This window comes from Paenarthrobacter sp. YJN-D (assembly GCF_015040335.1).
Lineage (GTDB): Bacteria > Actinomycetota > Actinomycetes > Actinomycetales > Micrococcaceae > Arthrobacter > Arthrobacter nicotinovorans.
Genome location: NZ_CP053549.1, coordinates 4,172,114 through 4,196,967, shown reverse-complemented (window position 1 = coordinate 4,196,967; position 24,854 = coordinate 4,172,114). Strand labels below are relative to the sequence as shown.

Annotated in this window: 21 protein-coding genes; 12 read left to right on the top strand and 9 right to left on the bottom strand. The window is 64.4% G+C overall.

Going from position 1 to position 24,854, the window contains the following annotated elements:
• Positions 1 to 4: 4 nt before the first annotated feature.
• Together HMI60_RS19520 and HMI60_RS19515 are read right to left on the bottom strand one after the other, a co-directional pair.
• Positions 5 to 364 (bottom strand): CU044_2847 family protein, encoded by a 360-nt coding sequence (locus HMI60_RS19520; protein ID WP_018779370.1) that lies wholly within the window; start codon positions 362 to 364, stop codon positions 5 to 7.
• Positions 361 to 2,808 carry a CHAT domain-containing protein gene (locus tag HMI60_RS19515; protein ID WP_193590252.1) on the bottom strand — a complete coding sequence of 816 codons (2,448 nt, stop codon included), beginning with the start codon at positions 2,806 to 2,808 and terminating at the stop codon, positions 361 to 363. Before HMI60_RS19515 ends, HMI60_RS19520 begins: the two co-directional genes overlap by 4 nt.
• 122 nt (positions 2,809 to 2,930) lie before the next feature.
• On the opposite strand from HMI60_RS19515, the gene HMI60_RS19510 reads away from it, so the two are divergent.
• On the top strand, positions 2,931 to 3,131 hold the full coding sequence (locus HMI60_RS19510; protein WP_018779368.1) for a hypothetical protein: 201 nt from the start codon (positions 2,931 to 2,933) through the stop codon (positions 3,129 to 3,131).
• A 2-nt stretch (positions 3,132 to 3,133) separates the two neighbouring features.
• Here the strand turns inward: HMI60_RS19510 and HMI60_RS19505 are convergent, their stop codons facing one another.
• Together HMI60_RS19505 and HMI60_RS19500 are read right to left on the bottom strand one after the other, a co-directional pair.
• Positions 3,134 to 4,168, bottom strand: coding sequence for an LLM class flavin-dependent oxidoreductase (locus HMI60_RS19505; protein WP_110504746.1), 1,035 nt, complete (start codon positions 4,166 to 4,168; stop codon positions 3,134 to 3,136).
• A gap of 106 nt (positions 4,169 to 4,274) precedes the next feature.
• Positions 4,275 to 4,679: a hypothetical protein gene (locus HMI60_RS19500; protein WP_110504745.1), complete on the bottom strand. Its 405-nt coding sequence runs from the start codon at positions 4,677 to 4,679 to the stop codon at positions 4,275 to 4,277.
• Between the two features lie 182 nt (positions 4,680 to 4,861).
• Here HMI60_RS19500 and HMI60_RS19495 point away from each other — a divergent pair, with 182 nt between their 5' ends.
• Complete coding sequence (locus HMI60_RS19495) at positions 4,862 to 5,785, top strand: LysR family transcriptional regulator (RefSeq protein ID WP_026267390.1); 924 nt, start codon at positions 4,862 to 4,864, stop codon at positions 5,783 to 5,785.
• Positions 5,786 to 6,187: 402 nt separating this feature from the next.
• Here the strand turns inward: HMI60_RS19495 and HMI60_RS19490 are convergent, their stop codons facing one another.
• From HMI60_RS19490 to HMI60_RS19480, 3 genes are all read right to left on the bottom strand, one after another.
• Positions 6,188 to 6,967 carry an isocitrate lyase/phosphoenolpyruvate mutase family protein gene (locus HMI60_RS19490; RefSeq protein ID WP_055974013.1) on the bottom strand — a complete coding sequence of 260 codons (780 nt, stop codon included), beginning with the start codon at positions 6,965 to 6,967 and terminating at the stop codon, positions 6,188 to 6,190.
• A 40-nt stretch (positions 6,968 to 7,007) separates the two neighbouring features.
• On the bottom strand, positions 7,008 to 9,509 hold the full coding sequence (locus tag HMI60_RS19485) for a glycoside hydrolase family 3 C-terminal domain-containing protein (protein WP_193590251.1): 2,502 nt from the start codon (positions 9,507 to 9,509) through the stop codon (positions 7,008 to 7,010).
• Between the two features lie 184 nt (positions 9,510 to 9,693).
• Positions 9,694 to 10,911 carry an MFS transporter gene (locus HMI60_RS19480; protein WP_193590250.1) on the bottom strand — a complete coding sequence of 406 codons (1,218 nt, stop codon included), beginning with the start codon at positions 10,909 to 10,911 and terminating at the stop codon, positions 9,694 to 9,696.
• A gap of 126 nt (positions 10,912 to 11,037) precedes the next feature.
• On the opposite strand from HMI60_RS19480, the gene HMI60_RS19475 reads away from it, so the two are divergent.
• The 5 genes from HMI60_RS19475 to HMI60_RS19455 all read left to right on the top strand — a co-directional run bounded on the left by HMI60_RS19475 (position 11,038) and on the right by HMI60_RS19455 (position 15,216).
• The gene (locus tag HMI60_RS19475) at positions 11,038 to 11,916 is read left to right on the top strand and encodes a helix-turn-helix transcriptional regulator (protein WP_018779361.1); all 879 of its coding nucleotides are present in this window, start codon (positions 11,038 to 11,040) and stop codon (positions 11,914 to 11,916) included.
• A 17-nt stretch (positions 11,917 to 11,933) separates the two neighbouring features.
• Positions 11,934 to 12,329 (top strand): cupin domain-containing protein, encoded by a 396-nt coding sequence (locus tag HMI60_RS19470; RefSeq protein ID WP_039243452.1) that lies wholly within the window; start codon positions 11,934 to 11,936, stop codon positions 12,327 to 12,329.
• 125 nt (positions 12,330 to 12,454) lie between these two features.
• The gene (locus HMI60_RS19465; RefSeq protein WP_227453607.1) at positions 12,455 to 13,600 is read left to right on the top strand and encodes a GGDEF domain-containing protein; all 1,146 of its coding nucleotides are present in this window, start codon (positions 12,455 to 12,457) and stop codon (positions 13,598 to 13,600) included.
• 160 nt (positions 13,601 to 13,760) lie between these two features.
• Complete coding sequence (locus HMI60_RS19460) at positions 13,761 to 14,921, top strand: exo-alpha-sialidase (RefSeq protein WP_039243451.1); 1,161 nt, start codon at positions 13,761 to 13,763, stop codon at positions 14,919 to 14,921.
• Between the two features lie 7 nt (positions 14,922 to 14,928).
• Positions 14,929 to 15,216 (top strand): MoaD/ThiS family protein, encoded by a 288-nt coding sequence (locus HMI60_RS19455; RefSeq protein WP_018779357.1) that lies wholly within the window; start codon positions 14,929 to 14,931, stop codon positions 15,214 to 15,216.
• A gap of 39 nt (positions 15,217 to 15,255) precedes the next feature.
• Here HMI60_RS19455 and HMI60_RS19450 read toward each other — a convergent pair whose 3' ends face one another.
• A complete protein-coding gene (locus tag HMI60_RS19450; RefSeq protein ID WP_018779356.1) occupies positions 15,256 to 15,492 on the bottom strand; it encodes a hypothetical protein in 237 nt (78 codons plus the stop codon).
• A gap of 274 nt (positions 15,493 to 15,766) precedes the next feature.
• Between HMI60_RS19450 and HMI60_RS19445 the strand changes: the two genes are divergently transcribed.
• The gene (locus tag HMI60_RS19445; protein WP_193590249.1) at positions 15,767 to 18,490 is read left to right on the top strand and encodes an FG-GAP-like repeat-containing protein; all 2,724 of its coding nucleotides are present in this window, start codon (positions 15,767 to 15,769) and stop codon (positions 18,488 to 18,490) included.
• A gap of 140 nt (positions 18,491 to 18,630) precedes the next feature.
• Here HMI60_RS19445 and HMI60_RS19440 read toward each other — a convergent pair whose 3' ends face one another.
• Positions 18,631 to 19,950, bottom strand: a complete 1,320-nt coding sequence (locus tag HMI60_RS19440) for an MFS transporter (RefSeq protein ID WP_018779355.1) — start codon at positions 19,948 to 19,950, stop codon at positions 18,631 to 18,633.
• Positions 19,951 to 20,155: 205 nt separating this feature from the next.
• Here HMI60_RS19440 and HMI60_RS19435 point away from each other — a divergent pair, with 205 nt between their 5' ends.
• The 4 genes from HMI60_RS19435 to pcaH all read left to right on the top strand — a co-directional run bounded on the left by HMI60_RS19435 (position 20,156) and on the right by pcaH (position 24,851).
• Complete coding sequence (locus HMI60_RS19435; RefSeq protein WP_193590248.1) at positions 20,156 to 20,926, top strand: IclR family transcriptional regulator; 771 nt, start codon at positions 20,156 to 20,158, stop codon at positions 20,924 to 20,926.
• Positions 20,927 to 21,151: 225 nt separating this feature from the next.
• Complete coding sequence (locus tag HMI60_RS19430) at positions 21,152 to 22,069, top strand: shikimate dehydrogenase (RefSeq protein WP_110504737.1); 918 nt, start codon at positions 21,152 to 21,154, stop codon at positions 22,067 to 22,069.
• Positions 22,069 to 23,940, top strand: coding sequence for a bifunctional sugar phosphate isomerase/epimerase/4-hydroxyphenylpyruvate dioxygenase family protein (locus HMI60_RS19425; protein WP_018779352.1), 1,872 nt, complete (start codon positions 22,069 to 22,071; stop codon positions 23,938 to 23,940). The genes HMI60_RS19430 and HMI60_RS19425 overlap by 1 nt, the downstream gene beginning before the upstream one ends.
• Positions 23,941 to 24,026: 86 nt before the next feature.
• The gene (gene pcaH / locus HMI60_RS19420; protein ID WP_370584067.1) at positions 24,027 to 24,851 is read left to right on the top strand and encodes a protocatechuate 3,4-dioxygenase subunit beta; all 825 of its coding nucleotides are present in this window, start codon (positions 24,027 to 24,029) and stop codon (positions 24,849 to 24,851) included.
• Positions 24,852 to 24,854 lie beyond the last annotated feature (3 nt).

Here is a 24,854-nt window from a genome sequence, read left to right as displayed (position 1 = left end):
ACCCTTATTGTTGCGCCGCGCCGTGCTGTTGAACAGGCTTGTTCCACGTCAGCCGCACCTTGAAGTTGGATGCCGTGCTGGCCGATGCGATAAAGGCGCCCGCCTCCGCATGAAGGTCTATCCCGAACTCCACACTCAGCTCATCGGGGCGGTTTTCGAGGCTGAGCAACTCGTCAATGACGCCTTGGACCGCGGGACGGACATGCTCGAGGGCCCGTTGGAACGTCTGCTGGGCACGCGCGAAGACCCCCGAGTGATCAGCCGTGTGCTCACCACCCCGTGTCACCAGGCTGCCGGCAGTGCTCGCCACCTCCACGATCACGGTGCCGCCGTCATCCGTTGCGAACTCCACCAGGTGCGTCATTTTTCAGTCCTTTCCGTTGACCGCGCACGCAGGCGGCGGGAGGCCACCAGGAAAGCCATGCCGGCCGCGCAAACCACAAAAAGCTGTATCAAGGCAAAGTAGGCGTGTGTCCGGTACCAGGATTCAAGGAACACTCCCTTGTCCTGGACCCAGACCAGCGGCACGGACAGTGTGGGCCAGAGCAGCAGCCAGCCCATAAGCCTGGATTGCCTGGAACGCATGGCCAGGATGCTCGCGCACAACCCAAAACCTGCATGCACGAAGCTGAACACCACAGCTGTCAGTTCCACGCTGTAATTCAGTCCCGAAAGTCCAAAGACCGCACCTGAGACAACAACTCCGGCCATCACCAGGCGTCCGATGATGGTCCGATCCGGAAGGCCGGCGACGGCCAGCAGCAGGTATCCCAGGGGAGCCACCAAACCGTAGAGGATCCTCAGGGATGCGTCGCCGCCGCTCTCGTACCAATAGTTGTCATCGAACCACAGGAAGTAGACGGCAAAGCACACCCCAAGCCCGCCGGCCACCGCCAGGACGGCACCGCCCCAGGCAAGGGGAACCGCATTCAATGGCGCGGACGCGCCCGGCTGTGATGCCACCGGGCTTTGCCCGGCTTGGGCAGCTGCAATATTCGACGCCGGCACACCGGTCAGCGGCGCAGCGCGCGGTTGGGGCGGGGGCTGATACACGGTGGTGTACGAACCCCGGGTGCCGGCCATATCAGTTTGGGACTCCTCCGCGGAAGGGGTTTGCTTTGGCTTGGCCTTCTCGATTTCGGCACGCGCTGCCGTGGCGAGCCCGCCGGGATCCGCCGCCGAGGGGTCCACTGAAGCCAATTCACTGGAAACGTCGAGCACTGCCTGCCAGGAGCCCTGGGAGGAGTGGTACCGCAGTTCCCCCTCTAGGTCGGAGACGCGTTGCTTTCGCTCGCAGTCCTGTTTGCGCGCTGCGGCCTGGGGATACTCGGGGTCGTCCAGGACCAAGGCGAAGCCGTCCGCAGCGGCCAACCAATCGCCGGATTCCTCCGCCTGGAGCGCCTCGCGGTAGATACGTGCCAGCTCCAGCCGTCTGCGGGCCGCATCCCTTTGCGTTGCAGCGTCCCTATAACCGGGTTCCAGAGTGAGTAGGTCCTCAAACAACTCGACGGCCTGCTCGAATCGCCGGGCACGCAATTCCGCGGTTGCCTGCACGTACAACGCCCTCAGCTGGGCCCGCTTCATCGCCTGATCGGTGTGGGCTTGTTCGGTGTTCGCAACAGCAGGGGGCGGCACCGCAGCCTGACCGCCCGACGCGGCGGCCGCCGTCGTGCTTTCACTGTAAGCCGGTGCGCGCGGCGGCCCCGTCAGCGTGAAGAGCTGCGTGGAGCCGCCCCGGACGTAGAGGGCCGGCGTGACCCATTCCAACGTGCCGTCGGGGCTGGCCATGACCGAGATGCGGCCAACGCGGGCGGCTTCGTCCACCGTGCGGCCGTTGGCGATTGCGGCGTAGAAGCCGTGGGCGAAGGCGATCGCGGCGGCGTCGCTGATGGCGAACTGCATGGCCGCCACAGCGCCTATTCCGCTCCTGACCAGCGCGGCAGCCGTCCCGGAGAAGAGGTCGGTCTGGCCCATCTCACCGGAAGAACACGAATTGAGCACCACCAGCCGTGGCCTGGGGGAGGCCACGCTGAGCAGGGCCATCAAGCGGACGGCGCGGACCATGGCTGCACGTCCGTCCTGGCCCACCAGGGCGATCCGGCCCTCGTCCGTGCGGGGGTCGTAGTCGCCATGCCCGACAAAATGGACCACATGCCATGGGCCGGCGAGGAGCATCGACTGGACGTCATCCCAGGTCCCGGTTTTGGACCACACCAGTTCCACGCGGCCCTCGCTCATGGGGCCGGCCAAAGCCCGGCCCAAGTGGTCCTTCTCCGTCTCGACGTCAAGGGCAGGCAGGTCGCGCGGCGATGCGACGATGCCCAGAATCCTCAGCGGAGGTGCGACGTCCAGCGGGTTCTGGTTGTAATCGGGGGCCGGGATGTGCCGGATGAGCGGCTCTGTCTGGCAAAGGTAGGTCTCTGTCCCGGGATCGAAGAGGGTCTCCCATGGCATCATGGCCAACTCCGGAGCCGCGAGCCGAAGCACTACGCGAAGTTGCTGGCCCGAATGCTGTGTTGCCCCAAGGCTTGCCCGGTAAGTGCCGTACACCTCACGGGTAAAGAGTGCTTGAAAGAGTTCCTGCCCCACTTCCCGGACAGCCACCTCGGCGATAGGCAACGTCCGCCGGGCGGCGACCGCGGAAGCCAGGACGGTGGCCTCAAGCTGCGGAAGCCGGTCCTGGATGCCATCTACATCCAAGGTGAAGGCTCCGGACGCATGCCCTCCCGCCGGCGCACGGACCACGTGCACCGTATATTCACCGCGTGCAGAGCCAGCGTCGATTTCCAGCTCGATGTCACAGTCCATCGCGGGTCCCTTGTGGTTCCTACGTACAGATTGGCCCTACGACGGCCACCCCGCAAGGGGTTCAGGCCTTGAAGCGGCAACCGACCAGGCCTACCGTTAAACCGACGGAAGGTGGTCCCGCGGTGGAAATCTACATGTGGTGGCTTGATCTGCACATGGACAGCAAGGAATGGCTGCGCGAGAACCTGCGCGTGGAAGAACTCCCTCTGCAGGTCCTGCAACATATCGCCGAGGCCGGCGGTCCCCATCCGGACAAAGTCAGCGGTGTGCTGACCACGGCCGACTGGGACTTCATCGAGACCCAGTCCGAATTCGTGGACTGAGGCTATTCCGTCGGCGCCCACCCCAGCGCCGGCCCCAACGTGCCCGCGATATCGGTGAGGATCTGCACGTAGTCCTCGTGCTCAAAGCTGAACGGCAACGCGAACGCTACCTCGTCCACTTCCTGGAAGCCCTGGTGCGCGTACAACTGTTCGGCAATCTGATCGCTGCTGCCGATGAGGTCCCGCGCGAACATCATGCGCTGCGGGCCTTGGGGCGCGCTGGTGCGCGGAGTCCGCTCATCGACATAGCGCTGGTACTTCTCCCGCTGGGCACTGGAAGCGGAATCCGTGGGGATCACCACCAGTCCTTGCGAGACGCGGGCGGTGCTGCTGCCGCCTGCTTCAGCCGCGCCACGGAAAGCGCGGATCTGCCGTTGCTGTACTGCAGCAAAATCCGGCTCTTCATCCTGGCCCGGGAACACCACGCTGCTGGTAAGCAGGTTGAAGCCGTTCTCCCCGGCCCACGTTGCCGACTTCAGGCTCGCTGCTCCATACCAAATCCGTTCACGCAGCCCGGCGGAATGGGGTTCCACGCGGTTTGAGAACTCCTCCACCACGCCCTGCTTGCCGGAAAACTCCCGCACCTTCCCGCCGGCGACCAGCCGGGCAAACCGGTCCACGCGGGCGTAGCTGAAATCTTCGGTGTCCGCGGAATCCGGGTAGAGCTCGTGCTTGACGGTGTCGTAGTGCATCGGTACGCCGACGCTGACCCCCGGATTGATGCGGCCTCCGCTGAGTAGGTCCACTGTGGCCAGGTCCTCGGCCAGGCGAAGCGGATTCTCCCAACCCAGCGGTGTCACCGCGGTGCCCAGCTCGATCTTCGAGGTCCGTTGGCTGGCCGCTGCCATCACCGCAACCGGCGACGAAATTCCGTACTGCAGGTGCCGGTGGCGCAACCAGGCACTGTCGAATCCCAAGCGCTCGCCGAGTTCGATGATCTCCAGGGTGGAGCGGTGCCCCGCAGCCGGATCCGCGGGATCGAACAGGCCGATGGTGAGGAATCCAAGCTTGCGCAGCGGACGGTCTGGGGTGGGCATGGCTTCCTTCTCTGTCGGTCGGCGCTTATTGCCCACCCTAAGCGTTGCCGCTTACGACGACGACGGGAGGTTACCTTGTGTGATGTGCAGCCCAGGGATACGCGGATTACGCGCAGTTTACGGCCCGGCTGGGGCGCGGGATGACCATCTGTGCGGCTGTGTCCGTGATGCTGTCCCGGGCGCCTGTGTCCCAGCCGCCTGTGTCCCAGCCGGCTGGGTCCATGGGGGCGAGGGCAGGGGCGGTCATCGGTTCGGGCTCGGCAACTGCAGCCTCCGTCCGGGAGCGCATCCGCAGCAGCGCCACCGCTGAGATGAGGAACCATGCCACGTTGGTCACCACCGAGGGCCACGCTTGGTGGAGAGTGCCGTTGATGATGAACGCGCAGGAGCCAAACAGGTTCACGGCCTGGAAGGTACTGCCCGGCTTGATCCATCCCATGGACACTGTCATGTAGGCACAGAGCATCGCCGCCGCACCGGCCCAACCGGTAATTTCCCACAGCAGTTCCATCGGGGGTCCTCTCATGTCCAGGCAGCCGGAAGTGGCCGGGCGACGAATGGTTTCAGGGGTTTTTCTGCCGAATGCAGAGACCGGCCCTTCAGAGCGAAGAGCGGCCTTGAACTAAATTTTGAGGGATAGCTGCCTTTAGTTCAATTGCATTATTCTGAAGCCCGTATTTAGAATCTCTGAACATGGAAATGGACCCCCGACGCCTGCTCGTCCTCCTCGCCGTCGCCCGTACCGGAGGGGTCCTCGCCGCTGCCGACGAACTGCGGATCACGCCGTCCGCGGTGTCCCAGCAACTCACCAAATTGGAGAACGAAGCAGGCCAGGCCCTGCTCCTCCGAACCCCCAAAGGTTCAGTGCTGACACCGGCCGGACTGGCCATGGCGGAGGCCGGGGAGGAAATAGAGCGGGCGTTGAACGTGGCGCGCTCGCGGATGCAGGGAGAAGCGGAGGTCGCGGGAGTTGTGCGGGTAGGTGGGTTCACCAGCTTCATGCGCACGGTGGTCATTCCGCGCCTTCCGGAGTGGCGCGTCCAGTACCCGCAACTACAGATCCAGCTGGTGGAGGATGGCTTCCCGGCGCTTATGCGCCTTTTCCGACAACGCCAGTTGGACGCCGTGGTGGTTGAGCAGGATTCGACGACCTCGGATCAACGTCCCCTGGCAGCCGGGATGGTGGAAGAACCACTGCTGGATGAGCCGTGGAAGCTGGTGGTGCCGGCGGGATCACTGCTCAGCACGGACAATCTTGACCTGAGCCGTCTGCCCCTGCCGTGGCTGGGCGTAGAGCCGTCCGCAGCCAACATTGCCGTGCTTGGCCGCCTGCGCCATTCGACGGGTGCCCACATCGAGACGATTCACCAGTACCAGGACACACTGACTGCCTTGGCGCTGGTGGCGGCCGGGGAAGGTGTTGCGATCGTGCCCACCCTGGCGTTGACAGGAGTGGTCCAGGACCAGGTGGACATCCTGGATGTGCCGGGTTTGGGGACGAGGCACATCGCGCTGCGTCGGTTCGACAGGCGAAGGCCGACAAGCCTTCCCTTGGACACGGTGGCCCGGCTCCTGCGGGAATCTGCGGCGGCTTTTGATACTCGGTCGACTTCGTAACCGGTTACGGCCTGGAGCGTCAACCTACTGGGTGTCCTTGGGAGCAGTGCGTTTCCCCAGACGCTATCTCGTGCCCTTGGATGCACGTGCGTTCAGGTGGCTGGTGATCATCGTGGCGCCGTATGAAAATACTGCTGCCGGTTCCCTCCACGCCTGAGTCCTCGCGCTGCAGCCACTCGCCGAAGCGGGTCCTGTGCACCTTGCCGTCACTGTTTTGATCCGGTTTACCGTGGTGGAATGGACTTTTGGCCATGGCAACCGCGCCCCTTCTGCTCGGTCTCTGTTGCCCGCATTGCACAGTAATTTTAGGACCACGCAGCAAGCACTGAAAGAGGTGCCGGGAAACGCTGGCCAAGGCCGGTCCCGGCCCGCTCGCTCAGAGCGGGCCGGGACGGCTTAGGCCTAGTTCAGCGCCGGGGTGTCCGTTGGGATGACGCCGGAGCCGTACAGGTCAGAGGCCAGATCCTGAAGAGCGCGGAGGGCCACCCGCTGGGTGAACGGACCGTAGGACACCCGGGCTACGCCGAGTTCCTGGAGCTCGGCAGCAGGCAACGCTCCGGGGGCGCCGATCACGGAGAGCTTGCCGTGGCCGAGGCCCTCAACAAGCGGTTCGATGAGGTCACGGTTCAGCGCGCCCGGCACGAAAACCAGCGCTGCACCGGCGTCGAGGAAGGCCCGACCCCTGGCGATCGCGTCCTCGATGCTGTCCTTGATCGGACGGTCACCACCACGGACGATCGCGTCCGTGCGGGCGTTCAGCTGGAACGGAATACCCTCGGCGTTGGCGGCATCGATGATCGCCTTGACGCGGGCAACCGCTTCGTCGAACGGCCGCAGGCGGTCCTCAACGTTGGCGCCCACGACTCCGATGCCAATAGCGCGCCGGATGGTTTCGGCAGGATCCTCATATCCGTCGTCGAGATCTGCAGTGACGGGGACGTCCACAGCCTTGACGATCCTCTCCACTCCGCTGAGCGCCACGTCCAAGGGCATGGTTCCGTCCTTGTAGCCAAAAGCCGCGGCGATGGAGTGCCCGGCGGTGGCGATGGCTTTTGTCTGGGGGAGGGCTGCCACCGTGGTGGCACTGACCGCATCCCAAACATTGACGACACTCAGGATTTCCGGCGCTTCATGCAGGGCCTTCAGTTGTTCTGCGCGTGCAGTCGTGTTTGCTTCAGTCATGGTTTTCTCCGTCATCCTCGGTAGGGAGTTGGTGCCACGTTCAGCCTAAACGCAACGCATCCGCCCCGGCCAAGTCCACCCGGATGTCCGTCATCAAAGGTAAGTCCGCACTGGATGTCCCTGCGCGGAGGTGGAAGATCCCGGGCTCCAGGGACCAGGAGCCGGCCGCGGTGTCCCAGTGCTCGAACAAACGCCGGGGAATCGTCACGGAAACCGTGTCTTCCGCTCCTGCCGGCAGCTCGGAAACGGCTGCCCCCGCGAACCACAGGGCGGGCCTTTCCACCCGGCTCTGCCCCCGGGAGAGGTAGAGCTGAACCACTTCGCGGGACGCCCGGGCGGAATGGTTCCTGAGACGGACGGTCACAGCCATACCCTCCTCCTGTGCCATGGCCTCCAGCTGTGACAGGCTCCAGCTTCCGTAGCCCAGTCCGTGCCCGAAGGCGTAAGCGGGTGCGGTTTCCGCCCCGGCGCGGTAGCCGATGGCGAGCCCTTCGCGATAGACCACGTCGCCATTCTGCGGCTGCGGCGAAGGCAGACCTTCCTCACGGGACGGGAAGGTGACGGGCAGCCTGCCACCGGGCTCTGCCTCTCCGGTGAGAACGTCCGCCACAGCCCAGCCCATTTCCTGGCCGCCGAACCACGTCAGGAGGATGGCATCCACCTGGTCACGCCAGGGCATGAGCACGGGCGCCCCGGAATTGACCACCACGATGGTCTTCGCGCTCACGGCCGCCACCGCTGCCACCAGTTCGTCCTGGCGCCCCGGCAGAGCGAGCGTGGTCCGGTCGAAACCTTCAGCTTCGTCTTCCGAACCCGTGCCGGCAAAGACGATGACGCAGTCCGCATCGCGGGCCGACTCCACCGCCTCCGCGATCAGCAGGTCGGCGTCGGGTGCTGCTGAATCAAAGCCCAAACGGAGGGAGGCCACGGTCCGCTGCGCCGGCGTGTAGGTGAAGACCACCCCCACCACCTGTCCCGGTGCCATGGCGAAGTCAATCAGCGCTTGCGGCGGCAGGGACATGCCCACCACGGCGTCGCCATTAATGGGGATGAGCTCCCCATCGAACCGGGCGACGCCGTCCACGGTCACCTGCGCGTGGCCCACGCCCGCCGCGGAGAACACGTACTCGCCCGGGGTGTCGGCGGTGAGGAGGGTGCTTGCCCGGATGGCCTTGACCTCGTCCTCCGGAACGCCGTCGGGGTAGCCCATCCCGTACGTCAGTGTGTCGCAGCGGTCGCGTGTTTCGCTGCCCAGCGTGCGGCCTTCCTGGTCCAGGAATTCAATGAGGACCACGCCCTGGCCTCCCGGCGCGGAGCCGTTCGCTGCGGAAAGGGTCTTCACCAGCGTGGTGGGGCGGACCCCCTCGCTGTAATGGAACAGGGTGTCCGGCATGGCCGCGCACAGCGCCTCCAGGGGCGGCACGGTCGGGGGAGCGATGACCGCCGCGCTGCCGCCGCCGTTGGTTCTCGGCACCACAGCGGCAGGACCGACGACGGCGATCTTCCGTGCCGCCGTCGTCAACGGCAAGGCCCGGTCCTCATTGCGCAACAGCACCATGCCCTTGGCCCCGGTGTCCCGCAGAAGCCGGCGTATCCCGGACGATTCCGCGGACGGCGGCGTGGGGAGGGCATCCCGGTCCACCAGTGGCTCAATGCCGTCGAGGGCTCCGAGCCGGGCCGCCAGCCGCAGCAGCCGGAGCACCTTGTTGTCGACGGCCGCCTCCGGGACGCGTCCTTGGCGGACTGCATCCACGAGGCCCGCGGCCCACATGGTCCTGGGGCCGGGCATCGCCAGGTCGGTACCACCCAGCGCGGTCGACTCCACGGTCCGGATGGCTCCCCAGTCGGAAACCACCAAACCGTCGAATCCCCATTCGCGCTCCAGAATCTCCCTCACGAGGTCCGACTCAACGGCCGGGGTGCCGTTGACCCGATTGTAGGAGGACATGATGCCGAGGCCACCGGCTTTGACGATTGCTTCGAACGGGGCCAAGTAGGCCTCCCGCAATACATTCTCTGGGACCACCGAGTTCGAATTCAGCCTGTCCGTTTCGGCCTCGTTCGCGATGAAGTGTTTGGCTGTGGTGGCCGGGCCCTCGGCTTGGATTCCCCGCACCATGGCCGCCCCCATGATGGCCGTGAGGTATGGGTCCTCGCTGAAGGCTTCGAAGTGGCGGCCGCCGTAGGGGGTGCGTTGAAGATTGACCACCGGGCCAAGGACGACATCCACGCCCTTGCGCCTGGCTTCCGCGCCGATGACGCCACCCATGGCGGCCGCCACGCGAGCGTCGAACGTTGCTGCCAGCGCCGTCGCCGAAGGGATATTGATGGAGGTGTCCGCCTCGGTCCACCGCACGCCGCGGATTCCCACGGTTCCGTCGGAGAGAACAAGGGAGCGCAGCCCGATCGATTCATCGGCGTAGGTGCTCCAGTGGTCCTTGCCCGACAGCAGCCGGACCTTGGCTTCCAGGTCCAGGCGCGCAAGACGGGCCATGAGTTCCTGCTCGAGCAAGCGGGAAGGGGGAACGGGAATTGCACGCATGGGCGGCACCTTTCGCAATATGCTGCCGGCCGCTGCCCGAGGGATACCAGGGGTGCGCGGCGGCATCAGGCCCGGTGGGGTTCGCGATGCATTGACCGCTGCGAGCAGGCCCACCGGATGGATTGCGTCTGCCTACGTTCGCCCTCAATTTACAACAGCTGCGGGCCGGGGCGCCAGATCGCGGCTACCGCCTGCGTGACACGCGCTTCGTCATGAACGCCAGGAACGCCGACACCAGAAGGACCACGGAACTTGCCAGGAAGGTACTTTCAAAGCCCAGCGAGTCGAACAGCACTCCGCCAACTGTGGAGCCCAAGGCAATGCATGTCTGGACCACGGCCACCATGAGCCCACCGCCCTGTTCGGCGTTGCGCGGCATCGCTTGCGCCACCCAACTCCACCAGCCCACCGGAGCGGACGTTCCCAACAGCCCCCAGAAACCCAACAGAACAACGACGACGGCGAACACGCCACCGAACGGGATCAAGGCAACCGCGACGAGGGCCATGACGACAGGGATCACCATGAGTGTCCGGTACAGGCCAGCACCCAGGAACCGGCCGATGAGCACGGTCCCGACGAATCCGGATACGCCCATGACCAGCAACACGAGGGACACCAGGGCTCCCTCCACCCCGGTCACGGTTTCCAGGAAGGGCCGCACGTAGGTGAAGAGGATGAACTGGCCCATGAAGAAGCTCCCGCAGGCGGCCATGCCCCATGCGACAGTCCGGTCCTTGAAAGCCGTGAAGATGGTCAGGATGTCGCGGGCCTTGGTCCTGCTGACAGGCGCTGCGAGGGACGGCAAGGAAATCCAGAGCCACACCACACAAACCACGGAGCCAGGCACAAGGCAGAGAAAAGCTCCCCGCCAACCAATGAACGAACCCAGGTAACTGCCAAGCGGCGCAGCAAGAACGGTGGCCAGGGCATTGCCGCCGTTGACGATCGCCAGCGCACGCGGGACCTGCGCCGGAGCGACGAGCCGCATGGCGGTGGCAGCGGACATGGACCAGAAACCGCCGATGACAACACCGATGGATGCCCGGCCCACCATGAATGGCAGGTACCCCGGGGCCAAGGCGATCAGGGCGCCGGAGGCACCCATCAACGCGGCCAACCCGATCAGCAAGGTGCGCCGGTTCATCCTGCCGGTTACCGCGGACACGGAAAGGCTGGTGAGGACGGCGAACAGCCCGGAGATCGCAATTCCCTGGCCCACCAACCCTTCGGAGACCTGGAGATCATTGGCCATGGGAGTCAGGAGACTCACGGGCATGAATTCGGAGGCCACCACGGCGAACGCTCCAAAGGACATGGCGAAGACACCGCCCCAACGGCTCACGGGGTTCGGGCCCTCTTTGTGTGCGCCGGGCGTGGCGGTACGGGTATCTGCTGACATGGATTGGCCTCTCAGGTGAACTGGGATCCATCGGACCATGGCTTGGCGGATAGGTGGGAGGGACCGTTTATACGGGTTCCAACAGAACCTCTCACCACGGGCAACGGGGGTCGTAACGTGGAAGGCATGGACAATCGGTCGGAAGTGCGGGAGTTCCTGATGTCCCGCCGCGCACGCATCACCCCGGAGCAGGCAGGCATCGAAGCTTTCGGCATTCGACGGCGGGTCACCGGCCTGCGGCGCGATGAAGTGGCGCGGCTTGCAGGCGTCAGTATCGACTACTACATCCGCTTGGAGCGGGGAAATCTCTCCGGCGTATCAGACAGCGTCCTGGACGCCATCGCCGGGGCTCTGCAACTGGACCGCGCAGAACTCGAGCACCTCTACGACCTCGCCCGGACAGCCAACCGGGGCGGGCGCACGAAGGTCAAGAAGGCGGCCCGCACGATCGATCCCGCGCTCCAGTTTTTCCTGGATTCCATTACGGGAGCACCGGCTTTGATCTCCAACAACCGCATGGACGTGGTGGCTGCTAATGCTCTGGGTTACGCCATGTACTTCGACCTCTTCCGGAGCACGGCCGGCCCCGCGAACCACTCCCGGTTCATCTTCCTGGATCCCCGCGGACGGGATTTTTATCCCGATTGGAACCGCGCTGCGAACACCAACGTGGAGATCCTGCGCCGCCACGCGGGTCGCTTCCCCCATGACAAGGCAATCGCCGAACTCGTGGGCGAGTTGTCCATGCGGAGCGAGGAATTCCGCACCCTTTGGGCCGCGCACAATGTCCGGCGGCACCGCTCGGGAATGAAGACCTTCCAGCACCCGGTGGTCGGATCGCTGGAACTGACTTACCAGCAGCTCGAACTCGACGAGGATACCGGCCTCCACGTCACCGTCTACCCGGCCGTGCCAGGAAGTGCCAGCGAGGAAGGCTTGAAACTCCTGGCGTCCTGGGCGGCTACCGAAAACGTCGTCGAAAAGGCCACGGCAGGCACGCGCTGATTCTTGAGGAGCGAAACATGAAGTACATGAAAAGCGGCAACCCGACAGCAGCCGGCCCGAAGGAATGGTTCACGGGAACCGTGCAGATCGACGGTATCCGGAACCCGGATGGGCAATCAGCCATCGGCTGCGCACACGTCCGGTTCGCTCCCGGTGCACGGACTGCCTGGCACCATCACCCCAAGGGACAAACCCTGTATGTCACCGACGGAATAGGTCTGGTGGCTACGCGGGACGGGGGGATACAGGAGATCCGCCCCGGCGACGTTGTCTACATCGAACCCGGCGAGGAACACTGGCACGGCGCCACCCCGGACCGGTTCATGGCACATATCGCGATGCAGGAGGCCGACGGGAACGGCCAGGTCGTGACCTGGCTGGAACACGTCACGGACGAGGACTACGGGGCCTGAGCAGCTCTTTCGAGGCATAGCCCGCCCTGCAGCTGCGGTCCTTCGCCGCGTCGTGTCCCGCCCATTCTCCTGCCGGCCCTTATGCTGGCCGGTGAATGGGGGATTCGATGTTGGATTTGTTGAGCATGAAACTTGCTCTTGCTGTTGTGACGTTAACACTGTGGGTTCTTTTCCTGGGTTCTTACCGGAGGACCCGATCGCTCTACAGTGCCTATTGGTGTGCTGCCTTGGGGTGCTGGCTTGCGGGCAACGTGGCGTACTGGCTGAAGGAAACGGACTGGGGCTGGGTAGCCAGCCCCCTGGGCAACGCTCTTACGGTCGCCGGAGCCTTCGGTGTCTGGGCGGGGTTCCGTTCCTTGCGGAACCTTGGCACGCCGTTGTGGCTGCTATTTGCGGCTCCGGCAGTAACGGCTTCGGCGACAGTCATTGAAACCGACCCCGACGGCGCGTGGCAGGGCGGGTTGGTGTACTTCGCTTTGATGGCGACCGGGATGGCGCTCGCCGCCCGGGAACTGGCCTTGCTGAAGTCGCGGGCCTCGCAAGCTCACCGGCCGCTGCTGGTTGTCGCTGCTGTCCTGGTGGCCTACTTCGGTTGCCGCATCGTGGTCTATGCCGTGGCCGGGCCGGACAGCGAGGTCCTGCAGTCCTATTTCAGCCCGGCGGTGACGTGCTTGCTGCTGATCATGCTGCTGGTCCTGGTTTCCTTCAGCATGACCGCGCTCAATAGCCACCAGCTCATCACGAGGCTCAATGAGCGGGCATCGCGCGACGGAATGACGGGCTTGTTCAATCGCCAGGCTTTCATGGAATTGGCTGAGCGGGAGCTCGCTGCCCTGCAAACGGCGGGCAGGTCGGCGGCCGTTGTCCTGGCCGACCTTGATCATTTCAAGTCCGTGAACGATACCCACGGGCATGCCGCCGGGGACGCTGCCATCCGGGCGTTTGCCGTGGCGTGCAAGGGTTCGTTGCGCAGGACCGACTTGGTGGGCCGGTACGGCGGGGAGGAATTTGTCATTTTCCTGCCGGGTGCCGACGAGGTCGCGGCGGAAGCCATCACCACCGAGATCAGCCGGCGCCTGGCCGCTGCGCCGGCACCTGACGGGCTGGAGTTTCCCACTGTCAGCTATGGGATTTCATCCACGGCAATTTCGGGCTCAACGCTGGCCCAGCTGATCCACACTGCCGATGGGGCCCTTTACCAAGCCAAAGCAGCGGGCAGGAACCGCGCGTTCAAGGCCGATGGTCCTTTGGACGCGGCCTCCGCCACCTGACATCACACAACGCGAAGGTTGCCTGAGGTACTCGTAGCTGGTGTGGCCACGGATCGGGAATCCGGTGCCGGGACCCGAATCCCAGGACCAAGCGCAAGCCCTCGTGAATTCTCCACATGGCTCCGAAAACCCATTGCCCTCCCCACCCCACGATGGTTCGATGGGACTCATGGCTACCGCAGAAAGTTATGTCCTGGCGATCGGAACCAAGAAAGGCCTGTGGCTGGCAACCAGCCCGGACCGAAAAGAATGGTCCCTCTCCGGTCCGCACTTCCTGATGAGCGAGATACCCAGCATCGGGATAGACACGCGGGACGGCAAAACACGAATCATGGTGGGGGTAAGGTCTGAGCACTGGGGACCCACTGTGGCCCATTCAGACGACCTCGGCGCCACATGGACCGAGCCCGAGCAAGGCGCCATCAAATTCCCGGACGGCACCGACGCCGCCCTGGAACGGGTTTGGCAGATCTACCCCGACGCCGACTCCCGCCCAGGCGTCGTGTGGGCCGGTTGCGAGCCGATTTCGGTGTGGAAGTCCACCGACGGCGGTGAACACTTCGAGCTGAACCGCGGACTATGGGACCACCCCCACCGCAGTGAATGGGGTGCGGGCTACGGCGGCGCGGCGGCACACTCGATTGTGGTGGATCCATCCGGCGAGAAGGTCCACATCGCCATGAGCACTGGCGGCGTCTACAGATCCCTCGACGGCGGAACCTCCTGGGAGCCCCGCAACAAGGGCATTTCGGCGTACTTCATGCCGGACCCCAATCCCGAGTTCGGCCAGTGCGTCCACAAAATCGCAGCCGATGCCTCCGTGGAAGGTCGTCTTTACGCGCAGAACCACCACGGCGTGTACCGGACGGATGACAACGGCGAGAATTGGGATTCCATCGCCGAAGGGCTGCCGGCCGATTTCGGTTTCGTCATGCTCACCCATCCGCGCCGGGAAGGGACGGCCTGGGTCATCCCGCTCAAGGCCGACGGTGAACGCATCCCGCCTGGCAGCAAGCTCAGCGTCCACCGAACCGACGATGCCGGTAACACCTGGAAGGAACTGCACACGGGCCTGCCGGACCACGAATACAACGCGGTGCTCCGGGATGCGGCATCCGTGGATACCGCCGAACCCGTGGGTGTGTACTTCGGAACCCGCGGTGGTTCCGTGTACGCCAGCGCCGACGAGGGCGAGACCTTCAATGAAGTGGTCTCGCACCTGCCGGACGTGCTGTGCGTTCGTGCGGCCGTCGTTGTTGGCAGCGACGCCGGAGCCACCGCCGTCGAGCAATCAGCAGCCAGCGCTCCGGTACCTGGTTAGGTCCGTTGTGGCTGACTTTACGGTCCTGTTGCCCGGTGTCCTGCAGCCGCTCGTCGGCGGACAGTCCTGTCTGACTGCGTCCGCCGACGGTGCTGTGACCGTTGGACAGCTCTTGGACTCGGTGACCGGAGATTATCCGGTCCTGGCCAGGCGTTTGCGTGATGAAACCGGGGCACTGCGCCGTTTCGTGAATATTTACGTTAACGGTGACGAGGTCCGGCGGTTGAATGGTCTTGAAACGGAAGTTGCGGCGGGCCAGGAGGTCTTGATCGTCCAGTCCGTGGCCGGCGGCTGAGGGTGAAGGGCGTCCAGCCTGGTCTCCAGCAGAGACTGTTCAGGCGACGCGCCAAACACTGCATTCGTCGGTATTGATGGCTTTCCTCATCCCGGAGGCGTAATCCATGATCCAGACGACACCGATCCCCGGCGCCGTTTCCTGGACCCGTCCGCGGCGTATGACCACGTCGTCGTAGGCAGGCCCAACCGACAGGCGGGCCTCGATCTCGTCTCCGCGGTGGAGCTGGCTGATCGCGCGTATTCGTGTTGTTTGAGTGGTTACTTCCTTCAGCATGGTGTCCTCCTGGCTGGAGCTGGTGCCTGCACTTGCCGGCTATTCCAGTGTGGAGGGGCAATGTTGCCACGGTATTTCGGCGTGGTTAGGGTCCGGTTAGCATTCCGGGATGGTTGCGTTTCCGCCCGTGCGCGGGCGCCGCCGCGACGGGCGGCGAAAAGACGCGCCCGCCTGAAGTCCGGCGCCTCCGCAGGCCAGTGCCGAGGCGGTTGTAGCCTGATCTCGGTTACTGAGATTTACAGCAACCACAGGCTCCGTCCTCCCGGGAGAACCAATGGGTGTTTTACGGCGATCGCTCGCGCTGTCCACAGGCTTGGTGGTTTTTGCCGCCGGCCTGTTTTTCGTCCAGGCTCCTGCCACGGCAGTTCCACTTCCCGGGCCCGATAATCCGAACGTCCAATTCGTTGAAGGGACACCGCACTCGGAGCATGTTTTCGAGACGCCCCTCCCGGAAACCAAGCAGCCCACCAAGGGCCAGGCCGACGTCGACTCGCTGCTCCGTGACGGAGCTGCGGCAGTCGGTCCGGGCGGCACCATCAACGTCCGGCTGGTCACCGCGAAACTGGCGGACAACACCAACCCGGTTTCCATGACGGACGCTGAAAAGGCTGTGGTGTCCACCAGTAACTACTGGAAAGCCATGACGGCCAACAAGCTGTCCATGACGGTGGCCAGCAAAGTCGCCGGCCACCAATCCAAGGCCCGCTCCACGGACAGTTACAGCACCATCATCTCCACCATCACGGGGGAGTTGAACTGGTCGGCCAGTCCTTACACAGCGCTGGTCATCTTCATTCCGACGTCCACGTTGTCCGGCAACGCCCTGGGCGCCGGGTACAGCAGCGGCAGTTACAGCGGCCGGGTGCTCCTGCCCCAGATCAGCAGCTTCACCAACAACGTGATGAGCCACGAGTTCGGCCACGTCATAGGCCTGATGCACGCAGATGCCCTGCAGTGCGGCAGCGGAGTGTCCGACGTCGGGGTCAACAGCAACGGCCAGTTCACCGATCCGTCCTGCTACATCCGCGAGTACGGCGACACCACCGACATCATGGGAGCTGCCCAGTACGCGACTCCGGTTGTGAGTTCGACGTTCTGGGACTATGCGGGACTGGGCCGCGGGGATGAGATCCGGGACGTGGGCATCGCAACGGGTTCCAAGAGCTACACGCTCAAGCCATGGGGAGGCACCGAAGCCCAGCGGGCGATCAAATTCACCGATCCCGTCAGCAAAGAGGTCTATTACCTGGAGCTGCGGGAACCTGCCGGCTATGACAATTACCTGGGAACAGCCGGCAAACCCGGAAACATGGGCGTGAAGATCGTCCAGCGCGGCGGCGCCACCATCGCTTCTTCCCTGATTCTGATGCCCTCCACCAAGCCTTTCTCCGACCCGTGGTACGCCAGCAACCACGCCTGGCAGGCAGGGAGCACCTTCACCACGTACACCGGTACGCAGGTGACCATGAATTCGGTGTCGTCGACGTCGGCCACCATCACCATCACTGCCGACCCGCGGCTCACCGCCAAGGTCCGCTTTTCTACGGGGGATTTCGACGGCGATGGACTCGCCGATGTCTTCTCCCGCGAGCCCGACGGCTCCCTGATGCTCTATGCCGGGTTGCCCGGCAACAGGCTGGATAATCCGCGTCAGGTGGGCTCCGGGTGGAACGTTTTCGACGCCATCACCGGCTTTTCGGATTTCGATGGAGACGGACGAAGCGACATCCTGGCGCGCACCAGCGACGGTGTTCTCTGGTTGTACCCGGGCGACGGGAACGGGGGTTTCCTTCCCAAACGGCAGATCGGTTCCGGTTGGCAGGGCTTCACGAACATCATTGGCGTGGGCGATTTCGACGGCGATGCCCGCCTAGACGTCATGGCGACCAAGCCGGATGGCACTCTCTGGCTGTACCCAGGAGATGGCCAGGGCGGCTTCCGTGCCTGGTCGCAGATCGGATCGGGTTGGAACGGCTTCACCAGCATCACTTCCGATGGCTCCTTCGGGCTTCTGGCGCGGGCAAGCGACGGCACCCTCTACCTGTACCCCGGCAACGGCTGGGGTGGTTTCGTGCCGCGCGTCGCGATCGGCAGCGGTTGGAACGCGGTGGGCGACATCGTGAGCGGACAGGACTTCACGGGTGATAAGAAGTCCGATGTCCTGACGGTGACCTCCGGGGGGTCCATGCGGCTTTACCCGGGCAGCGGTTCGGGCTTTGCCGAACGCTTGGTCATTGGTGCCGGTTGGAACCAGTTCAGCCAGGTCTGGGAGGCGGGAGATTTCGACGGCGATGCTGTCGCGGACATCCTGGCGCGCGGTACTGACGGCGCGTTGTGGCTCTATCCGGGGAACGGTTCCGGCGGCTTCCTGCCCCGCGTTCAGGTGGGGTCGGGGTGGAATGCTTTCAATACTGTCCTGAGTGCCGGAGATTTCGACGGCGATGGCCACCCGGACCTGGTCGCACGGACAGCCGGCGGAGCGCTGTGGTTGTACCCGACAGACGGCCGTGGCCAGTTCCTGGCCCGCAAGCAGATCGGTGTGGGCTGGCAGGGCTTCAACGAGCTGCTGGCTCCGGGTGACTTCAACGGTGACGGCAAAGCGGACCTTGTGGCACGGGCAGCCAACGGCACTTTGTGGCTTTACCCGGGTAACGGTTCGGGCGGCTTCCTGCCGTGGAAGCAGATCGGCACGGGGTGGGACATTTTTGACTCGGTAGTGCAGGGTGGGGACTTCAACGGCGATGGCCGGGAGGACATCATGGCCCGGGGCACTGACGGGGCGTTGTGGCTGTATCCGGGCAATGGCAGCGGCGGATTCCTGGCCCGCCTTGCTTTGGGTTCGGGCTGGAACACTTTCAGCTCGTTCGCGGCCTTGGGGACAGGCTTCACGGGAACGGGAAATCCGTCAGTTGTGGGTGTTGGCGGAAACGGGGAGCTCTTCCTGTACACAGGAACCGGTCAGGGGAGCTTTCAGTCCGTGGTGCTGGATCCCCGGTAGTCCTGGGATGTTCTTTGCTGCTTGCCTTGGCTGAACGCTGAGGCCGGGGCAGCGAAAAGCCCGGCATGTCAGGAGACGTGCCGGGCTTTCCCCGTTCCGAAGCTCCGGCAACAGGGCTGGAGCGCCGGAGAGGTGACGTTCTAGCGCAGGCCGAGTTCCGCCGTCGGGACCTTTGCCGATTCGCGCGCCGTGGAGGCCGAGACGATGGCGATGAGGCAGACGATGGCCGTGAAGATGGACACGGGAACCCATCCACCGGGCTTGGTGCCACCGATGGCGGTCACGATGGTCGGGGCGAAACCTGCGGCGAGGAAGCCGAGCTGCGTGCCGATGGCCAGCCCGGAGAAGCGGACCTTGGTGCTGAACATTTCACCGTAGAACGACGGCCAGACGGCGTTGGCGGCAGCGTAGCCAAGGGAGAAGTACACGACGGCGGCCAGGAACATCAGCGGCGTGGAACCGGACTCGAAGCTCAGGAAGAAGACCGGCGTCATGATGGCGCTGGCCACTGCTCCGTAGATGAACACGGGCTTGCGGCCGATGCGGTCTGCCAGCGTGCCGAAGAGCGGCTGGGTTCCCAGAGCCACGAGGTTGGCCACAACCACCAGCCATAGGGTGATGGTGCTGTTCACATGCGCAACGTCCTGGGCGTACTTGATGGCCAGGGTGCCGAAGACCGTGCTGACTGCGGCAATGAACGCGCAGCAGATCACGCGGAGGACGTCCTGCCAGTGGTGCTTGAGGAGGTCGGCGATGGGGAGCTTGGCAATCTGGTTGTTCTTCTGTGCCTCAGCGAATGCGGGTGGCTCGTGCAGGGTGCGGCGGATGAAGAAGGCAACCAGCACCACTACTGCGCTGAGCCAGAACGGAATACGCCAGCCGATGCCGTACTTGATGTCATCCGGCAGTGCCACCACGGGAATGAACACGAGCGCTGCCAGGATCTGGCCGCCCTGCGTTCCCGTCAAGGTCCATGAGGTGAAGAAGGAGCGGCGGTTGTCCGGGGCGTGCTCCAAGGTCATGGATGACGCGCCGGCCTGCTCGCCCGCTGCCGACAAACCCTGGCAGAGCCGGGCAAGTACCAGGAGGATCGGGGCACCCCAGCCGATGGTTTTGAAGTCGGGGAGGCAGCCGATCACGAAGGTCGAGGCGCCCATGAGCACCAGGGTGAACATGAGGACCTTCTGCCGGCCGATCCGGTCGCCGAAGTGACCCAGGAACGCAGCGCCGATGGGCCGTGCAAGGTAGGCGAAGCCGAACGTGGCAAAGGACATGACGGCCGCATTGGTGTCTGCGTCCGGGAAGAAGACGTGCGGGAAAATCAAGGCCGCGGCAGATCCGAAGATGAAGAAGTCGTAGTACTCCACGGCGCTGCCCAGGAAGCTGGCGAGGGCAGCCTTCTTGGGAGTCCCGGTGGTTTCGGTGATGCCTGGCGTCGCTGACGGCATTGTTTGGCTCATTGGGTGTTCCTTCTGTGACGACGATGTCGCGAATAGAGCTACAGCGGGAGACCCAAGCGAGGTGCGGCCGGTCAATCCCTTAGCTAGTAACCACATGGTGAGAGCTACTTGCGTAATACAGCAATGATCCCTGTGAGTATGGTCACTTGTCAAGAGGTGTAATCACCATCTAGAAATAGCTCTCACTATGTGAGAGCATCGGGTTATGAGTGTGAAAGAAGACACAAAGACCGACATGGTCGGCAAAGCCCTGGGCCTGCTGGTCCTGCTGGGAAACGAGCCGAAGGGTGCAAGTGCGGCGGATCTGGCCAGAAGCGCCGGACTGCCTTTCAGTACCACCTACCGGCTGCTGGGCTCGTTGACCCGCGACGGATTCGTTGACTACGAACCCGATGGCCGCCGCTACCACCTGGGCCTGCGCGTCTTCCAGCTCGGGCAACGCGTCTCCAACCACCACGGCTTCGCTGCCACAGCGCTGCCGGTCCTGCAGCGGGTCACTGACAGTACGCATGAGGCCACCATCCTCTCGGTCCGCGACGGCGACCACCACCTCACGGTCAACAAGGTGGACGGGCCCAAGACGTTCCGCGTCACCAGCGACCCCGGACATCTGGGAGCGTTGCACACGACGTCGGTGGGCAAGGCCCTGGTCGCGTTCGAGGATGAGCCCGAGCGAAAACGCCTGATCGAGGAACTTCCCCTGGACCCGCTCACTGAGCATTCCATTACTGATCGGGATGCCTTTAGGGCGGAAATTGAGCAGGTGCGCCGCCAGGGCTACGCCGTGATGGACGAGGAAAACGAGATCGGCATGCGTGCCGTCGCTGTCCCGGTCCTCAACTCCCAGGGCCACGCGTTCGCTTCGCTGGCCACTGCCGTTCCGGTTTTCCGACTCAGCATGGAGGAACTCATCGCCCATGTGCCCACCCTGCAGGAGGCTGCGGCTGAACTCGCGGCCCGCCTGCCGCAGCGCTGAGCTTCGTTGCGAGGCCCGTTTTGCGCGCTAAACGCGACTCTTGGCGCGCAAAGCAGGCCCCGCAACGGAAAAATCAGCCCGACGCAACGCATCTGGCACGTCATTTGTTCGCGATAAGAACAAGCGTGCGGAATATGAACACTTGTAGTAATCTGGATAACACCCGGCCGTCGACGCCCCAGAAAACGTCAATGGCCGCGGTGCTGAAGTCAAAGGAGCTTTAGGATGAGCAACCGAGCCGAGTCCGTTCTGGTGGGCCTCGTTGGCGAAGGGGTCATGCCCTCGCTCACGCCGCCCATGCATGAACGCGAAGCCGATGTGCAGGGCCTTCGCTTGCTGTACCGCCCCATCGACCTGCTGGAGCTGGCCTTGCCGGCCGCCGCCGTCGGGGACCTCCTCACCGCAGCCGCCCGCATGGGCTTCAACGGCCTCAACATCACGCACCCGTGCAAGCAGTTGGTGCTTGGGCACCTTGATGAAATTTCCGACGACGCCGCGCGCCTGGGTGCCGTCAATACGGTCCTGATCCAGGACGGCCGGTTCATCGGACACAACACGGACTTCTCCGGCTTTGGTTCGGCCTTGAGGGATGGACTTCCGGACGCCACCTTGGGCCGCGTCGTCCAGCTTGGCGCCGGCGGGGCCGGTTCTGCCGTCGCCTACGCGCTCCTCAAGGCCGGCGTCACCACCCTGGACCTGGTGGACGTGGATCCTGCCCGGGCCGCGGAACGTGCCGACGAACTCAGCGGACTTTTCCCGACGGCCACCGTCACCCCGCGCAGCACGGACGAACTCCCGCAGATCATGCCCCTCGCCGACGGCCTGGTGCACTGCACCCCGATCGGCATGGCCGCCCACCCCGGACTGCCGCTGGACCTGGGACTCGTGGAGCCGCGGCACTGGGTGGCGGACATCGTCTACCGCCCCATCGAAACGCAACTGGTCCGCGAAGCACGGGCCAAGGGCTGCAAAGTCCTCGACGGCGGCCGCATGGCAGTCGGTCAGGCGGCCGACGCCTTCAAACTCTTCACCGGACGGGACGCCGACCGCAACCGCATGCGGGAGCACTTCCTGGAGCTGATCGCCCTGGAAGACGCCGCAACCGCGCTCTCCGCCGGCACCCTCGCAAAGGCGGCCCACTGATGCGCACCGGAATCGCCACTGTCTGCCTGTCGGGCACCTTGAAGGAAAAGATGCAGGCCTGCGCCATCGCGGGCTTCGACGGCATCGAGATCTTCGAGCAGGACCTCGTCACGTCCCCGCTGAGTCCCGAGGACATCCGGAAGATGGCCGCCGACCTCGGCCTGGGCCTGGATCTCTACCAGCCGTTCCGGGATTTCGACGGCGTCACTCCGGACCTGCTGAAGGCCAACCTCAAGCGGGCCGAGGCCAAGTTCAAGCTCATGTCGCGCCTGGGCATGGACACCATCCTGGTCTGCTCCAACGTGGCCACGGCCACCATCGATGACGACCAGCTGCGGGCCGAACAGCTGGCAGCGCTCGCCGGACTGGCAGGAGACCACGGGGTCAAGGTTGCCTACGAGGCCTTGGCCTGGGGCAAGTACGTCAACGACTACGAGCACGCCTACCGCCTGGTGGAAATGGTGGACCATCCGAACCTCGGCACCTGCCTGGACTCCTTCCACATCCTTTCCCGCGACTGGGACACCGCCCCGATCGAGGACATCAACGCGGAGAAGATCTTCTTCGTGCAGGTTGCCGACGCCCCCAAGCTCTCCATGGACGTGCTCTCCTGGAGCCGCCACTACCGGGTCTTCCCCGGGGAGGGACAGTTCGAGCTCGCCAAGTTCATGGGCCACGTCGTCCGTGCGGGCTACACCGGGCCGGTATCGCTTGAGGTCTTCAATGACGTCTTCCGCCAGTCGGACGTGGAACGGACCGCAGTGGATGCCATGCGCTCACTCATCTGGCTGGAAGAACAGAGCGCAAAGTGGCTGGCCGGCACCTCCGCGGAAGCCGGAACGGAAGCAGCAGCCGCCTCCCGCCGTCGTTATCCCATGGAACTTGCCACGCTGCCCAAGGTCAACGAACCAGCCGGCTTCAACTTCGCCGAGGTCAAAGCCGACGACACCGCGCAGCTCGAGAAGCTCCTGGGGCAGCTCGGCTTCGGATTCGAGGGACGCCACCGCACCAAGGACGTCCAGCTCTGGACCATGGGCCAGGCACGCGTCATCATCAACGAGCAAGCGGCCTCGCACTCGGAACCGGCCATCGCAGCCCTGGGGTTCGACGTCGACTCTCCAGTGATTGCCTCCGCCCGCGCCCAGCAACTCAAGGCGCCCGTAGTGGCGCGCAAGGTCCAGGCCGACGAGGAAGTCTTCCAAGGCATCTCCGCCCCGGACTCCACCGAGATCTTCCTGTGCCAAGGCAGCCCTGACGGAACCGCAGCCTGGACGCACGAGTTCGGCGAAGGCTTGGAACACGTTCCCAGCGGGCAGAACGCGGTCATTGACCACGTGAACCTCGCCCAGCCGTGGCAGCACTTTGACGAAGCCGTCCTCTTCTACACCAGCGCATTGGCCCTGGAACCGCTGCCGTTCGCAGAGGTCCCGAGCCCCAGCGGCCTGGTGCGCTCGCAGGTCATGGAAACCAGCACCGGCGCGGTGCGGCTGGTGCTGAACCTGGCGCCGGCCCAGCAAGCGCAGAACGCCCGCAAAACGTACCAGGAACACATCGCCTTCGCCGTGGACGACCTCGTAGCCACGGCGCGGTCCGCCCGGGACCGCGGCCTTGAGTTCCTGCAGATTCCGGCCAACTATTACGAGGACCTGGACGCACGGTTCGATCTTGAACCGGGCTTCCTGGCCACCCTCCAGGAGCTCAACCTCCTGTATGACCGGGACGCCAACGGCGAATTCCTCCACTTCTACACGGCCACAGTAGGCAGTGTGTTTTTTGAAATGGTGGAGCGCCGTGGCAGCTACAACGGCTACGGAGCCCCGAATGCCCCAGTCCGCCATGCCGTCCAATACGACTCACTTCACCGGGCATAGCTGCCCGAACCTCACAAAGAATCCATAGAAAGGAGCCGGTTGTGCCGCAAGACAACACTGCACAAGCTCTAGAATCCGAGGAACTCGTGCCGCCAGCAGAGCCGCATGCCGCGCACGACGCCAAGAAGGTTGAGACGCAGACGGACCTCAGTGCTGAGATCAAGGCCATCGGGGATCGTTACGCCCAGGCACTGAAGGACGGCAAAGGACCTGAAACCATGCCGCGGCTGGACTATGCGCCCTACCGCAGCAGCATCCTGCGCCACCCCACCAAGAGCCTGCACCACGCGGACCCGGAGACCATCGAGCTCTACTCGCCGGCCTTCGGACACCAGGACGTGCACGCACTGGAATCGGACCTGACCATCCAGCACAACGGCGAGCCGCAGGGTGAGCGCATCATCGTCGCCGGCCGCGTGCTGGACGGCGACGGCCGCCCGGTGGCCGGCCAGCTCGTGGAGATCTGGCAGGCCAACGCATCGGGCCGCTACATCCACAAGCGCGACCAGCACCCCGCACCGCTCGACCCGAACTTCACCGGCGTCGGACGCTGCATTACCGGCGCCGACGGCTCGTACTCCTTCACCACCATCAAACCCGGCGCCTACCCGTGGAAGAACCACCTGAATGCCTGGCGTCCGGCGCACATCCACTTCTCTATGTTCGGCTCGGAGTTCACGCAGCGCATCGTCACCCAGATGTACTTCCCGGGTGACCAGTTGTTCCCGTTGGACCCCATCTACCAATCGATCGTGGACCAGGACGCCCGCGCCCGCCTGGTGGCACAGTACGACCACGAGCTGACCAGCCCCGAGTGGGCCCTCGGCTACAAGTGGGACATCATCCTGACCGGTTCCAAGCGGACCTGGACGGAAAACGAAGCATACGGCGACGCCGGGGACGAGGAGTAAGCA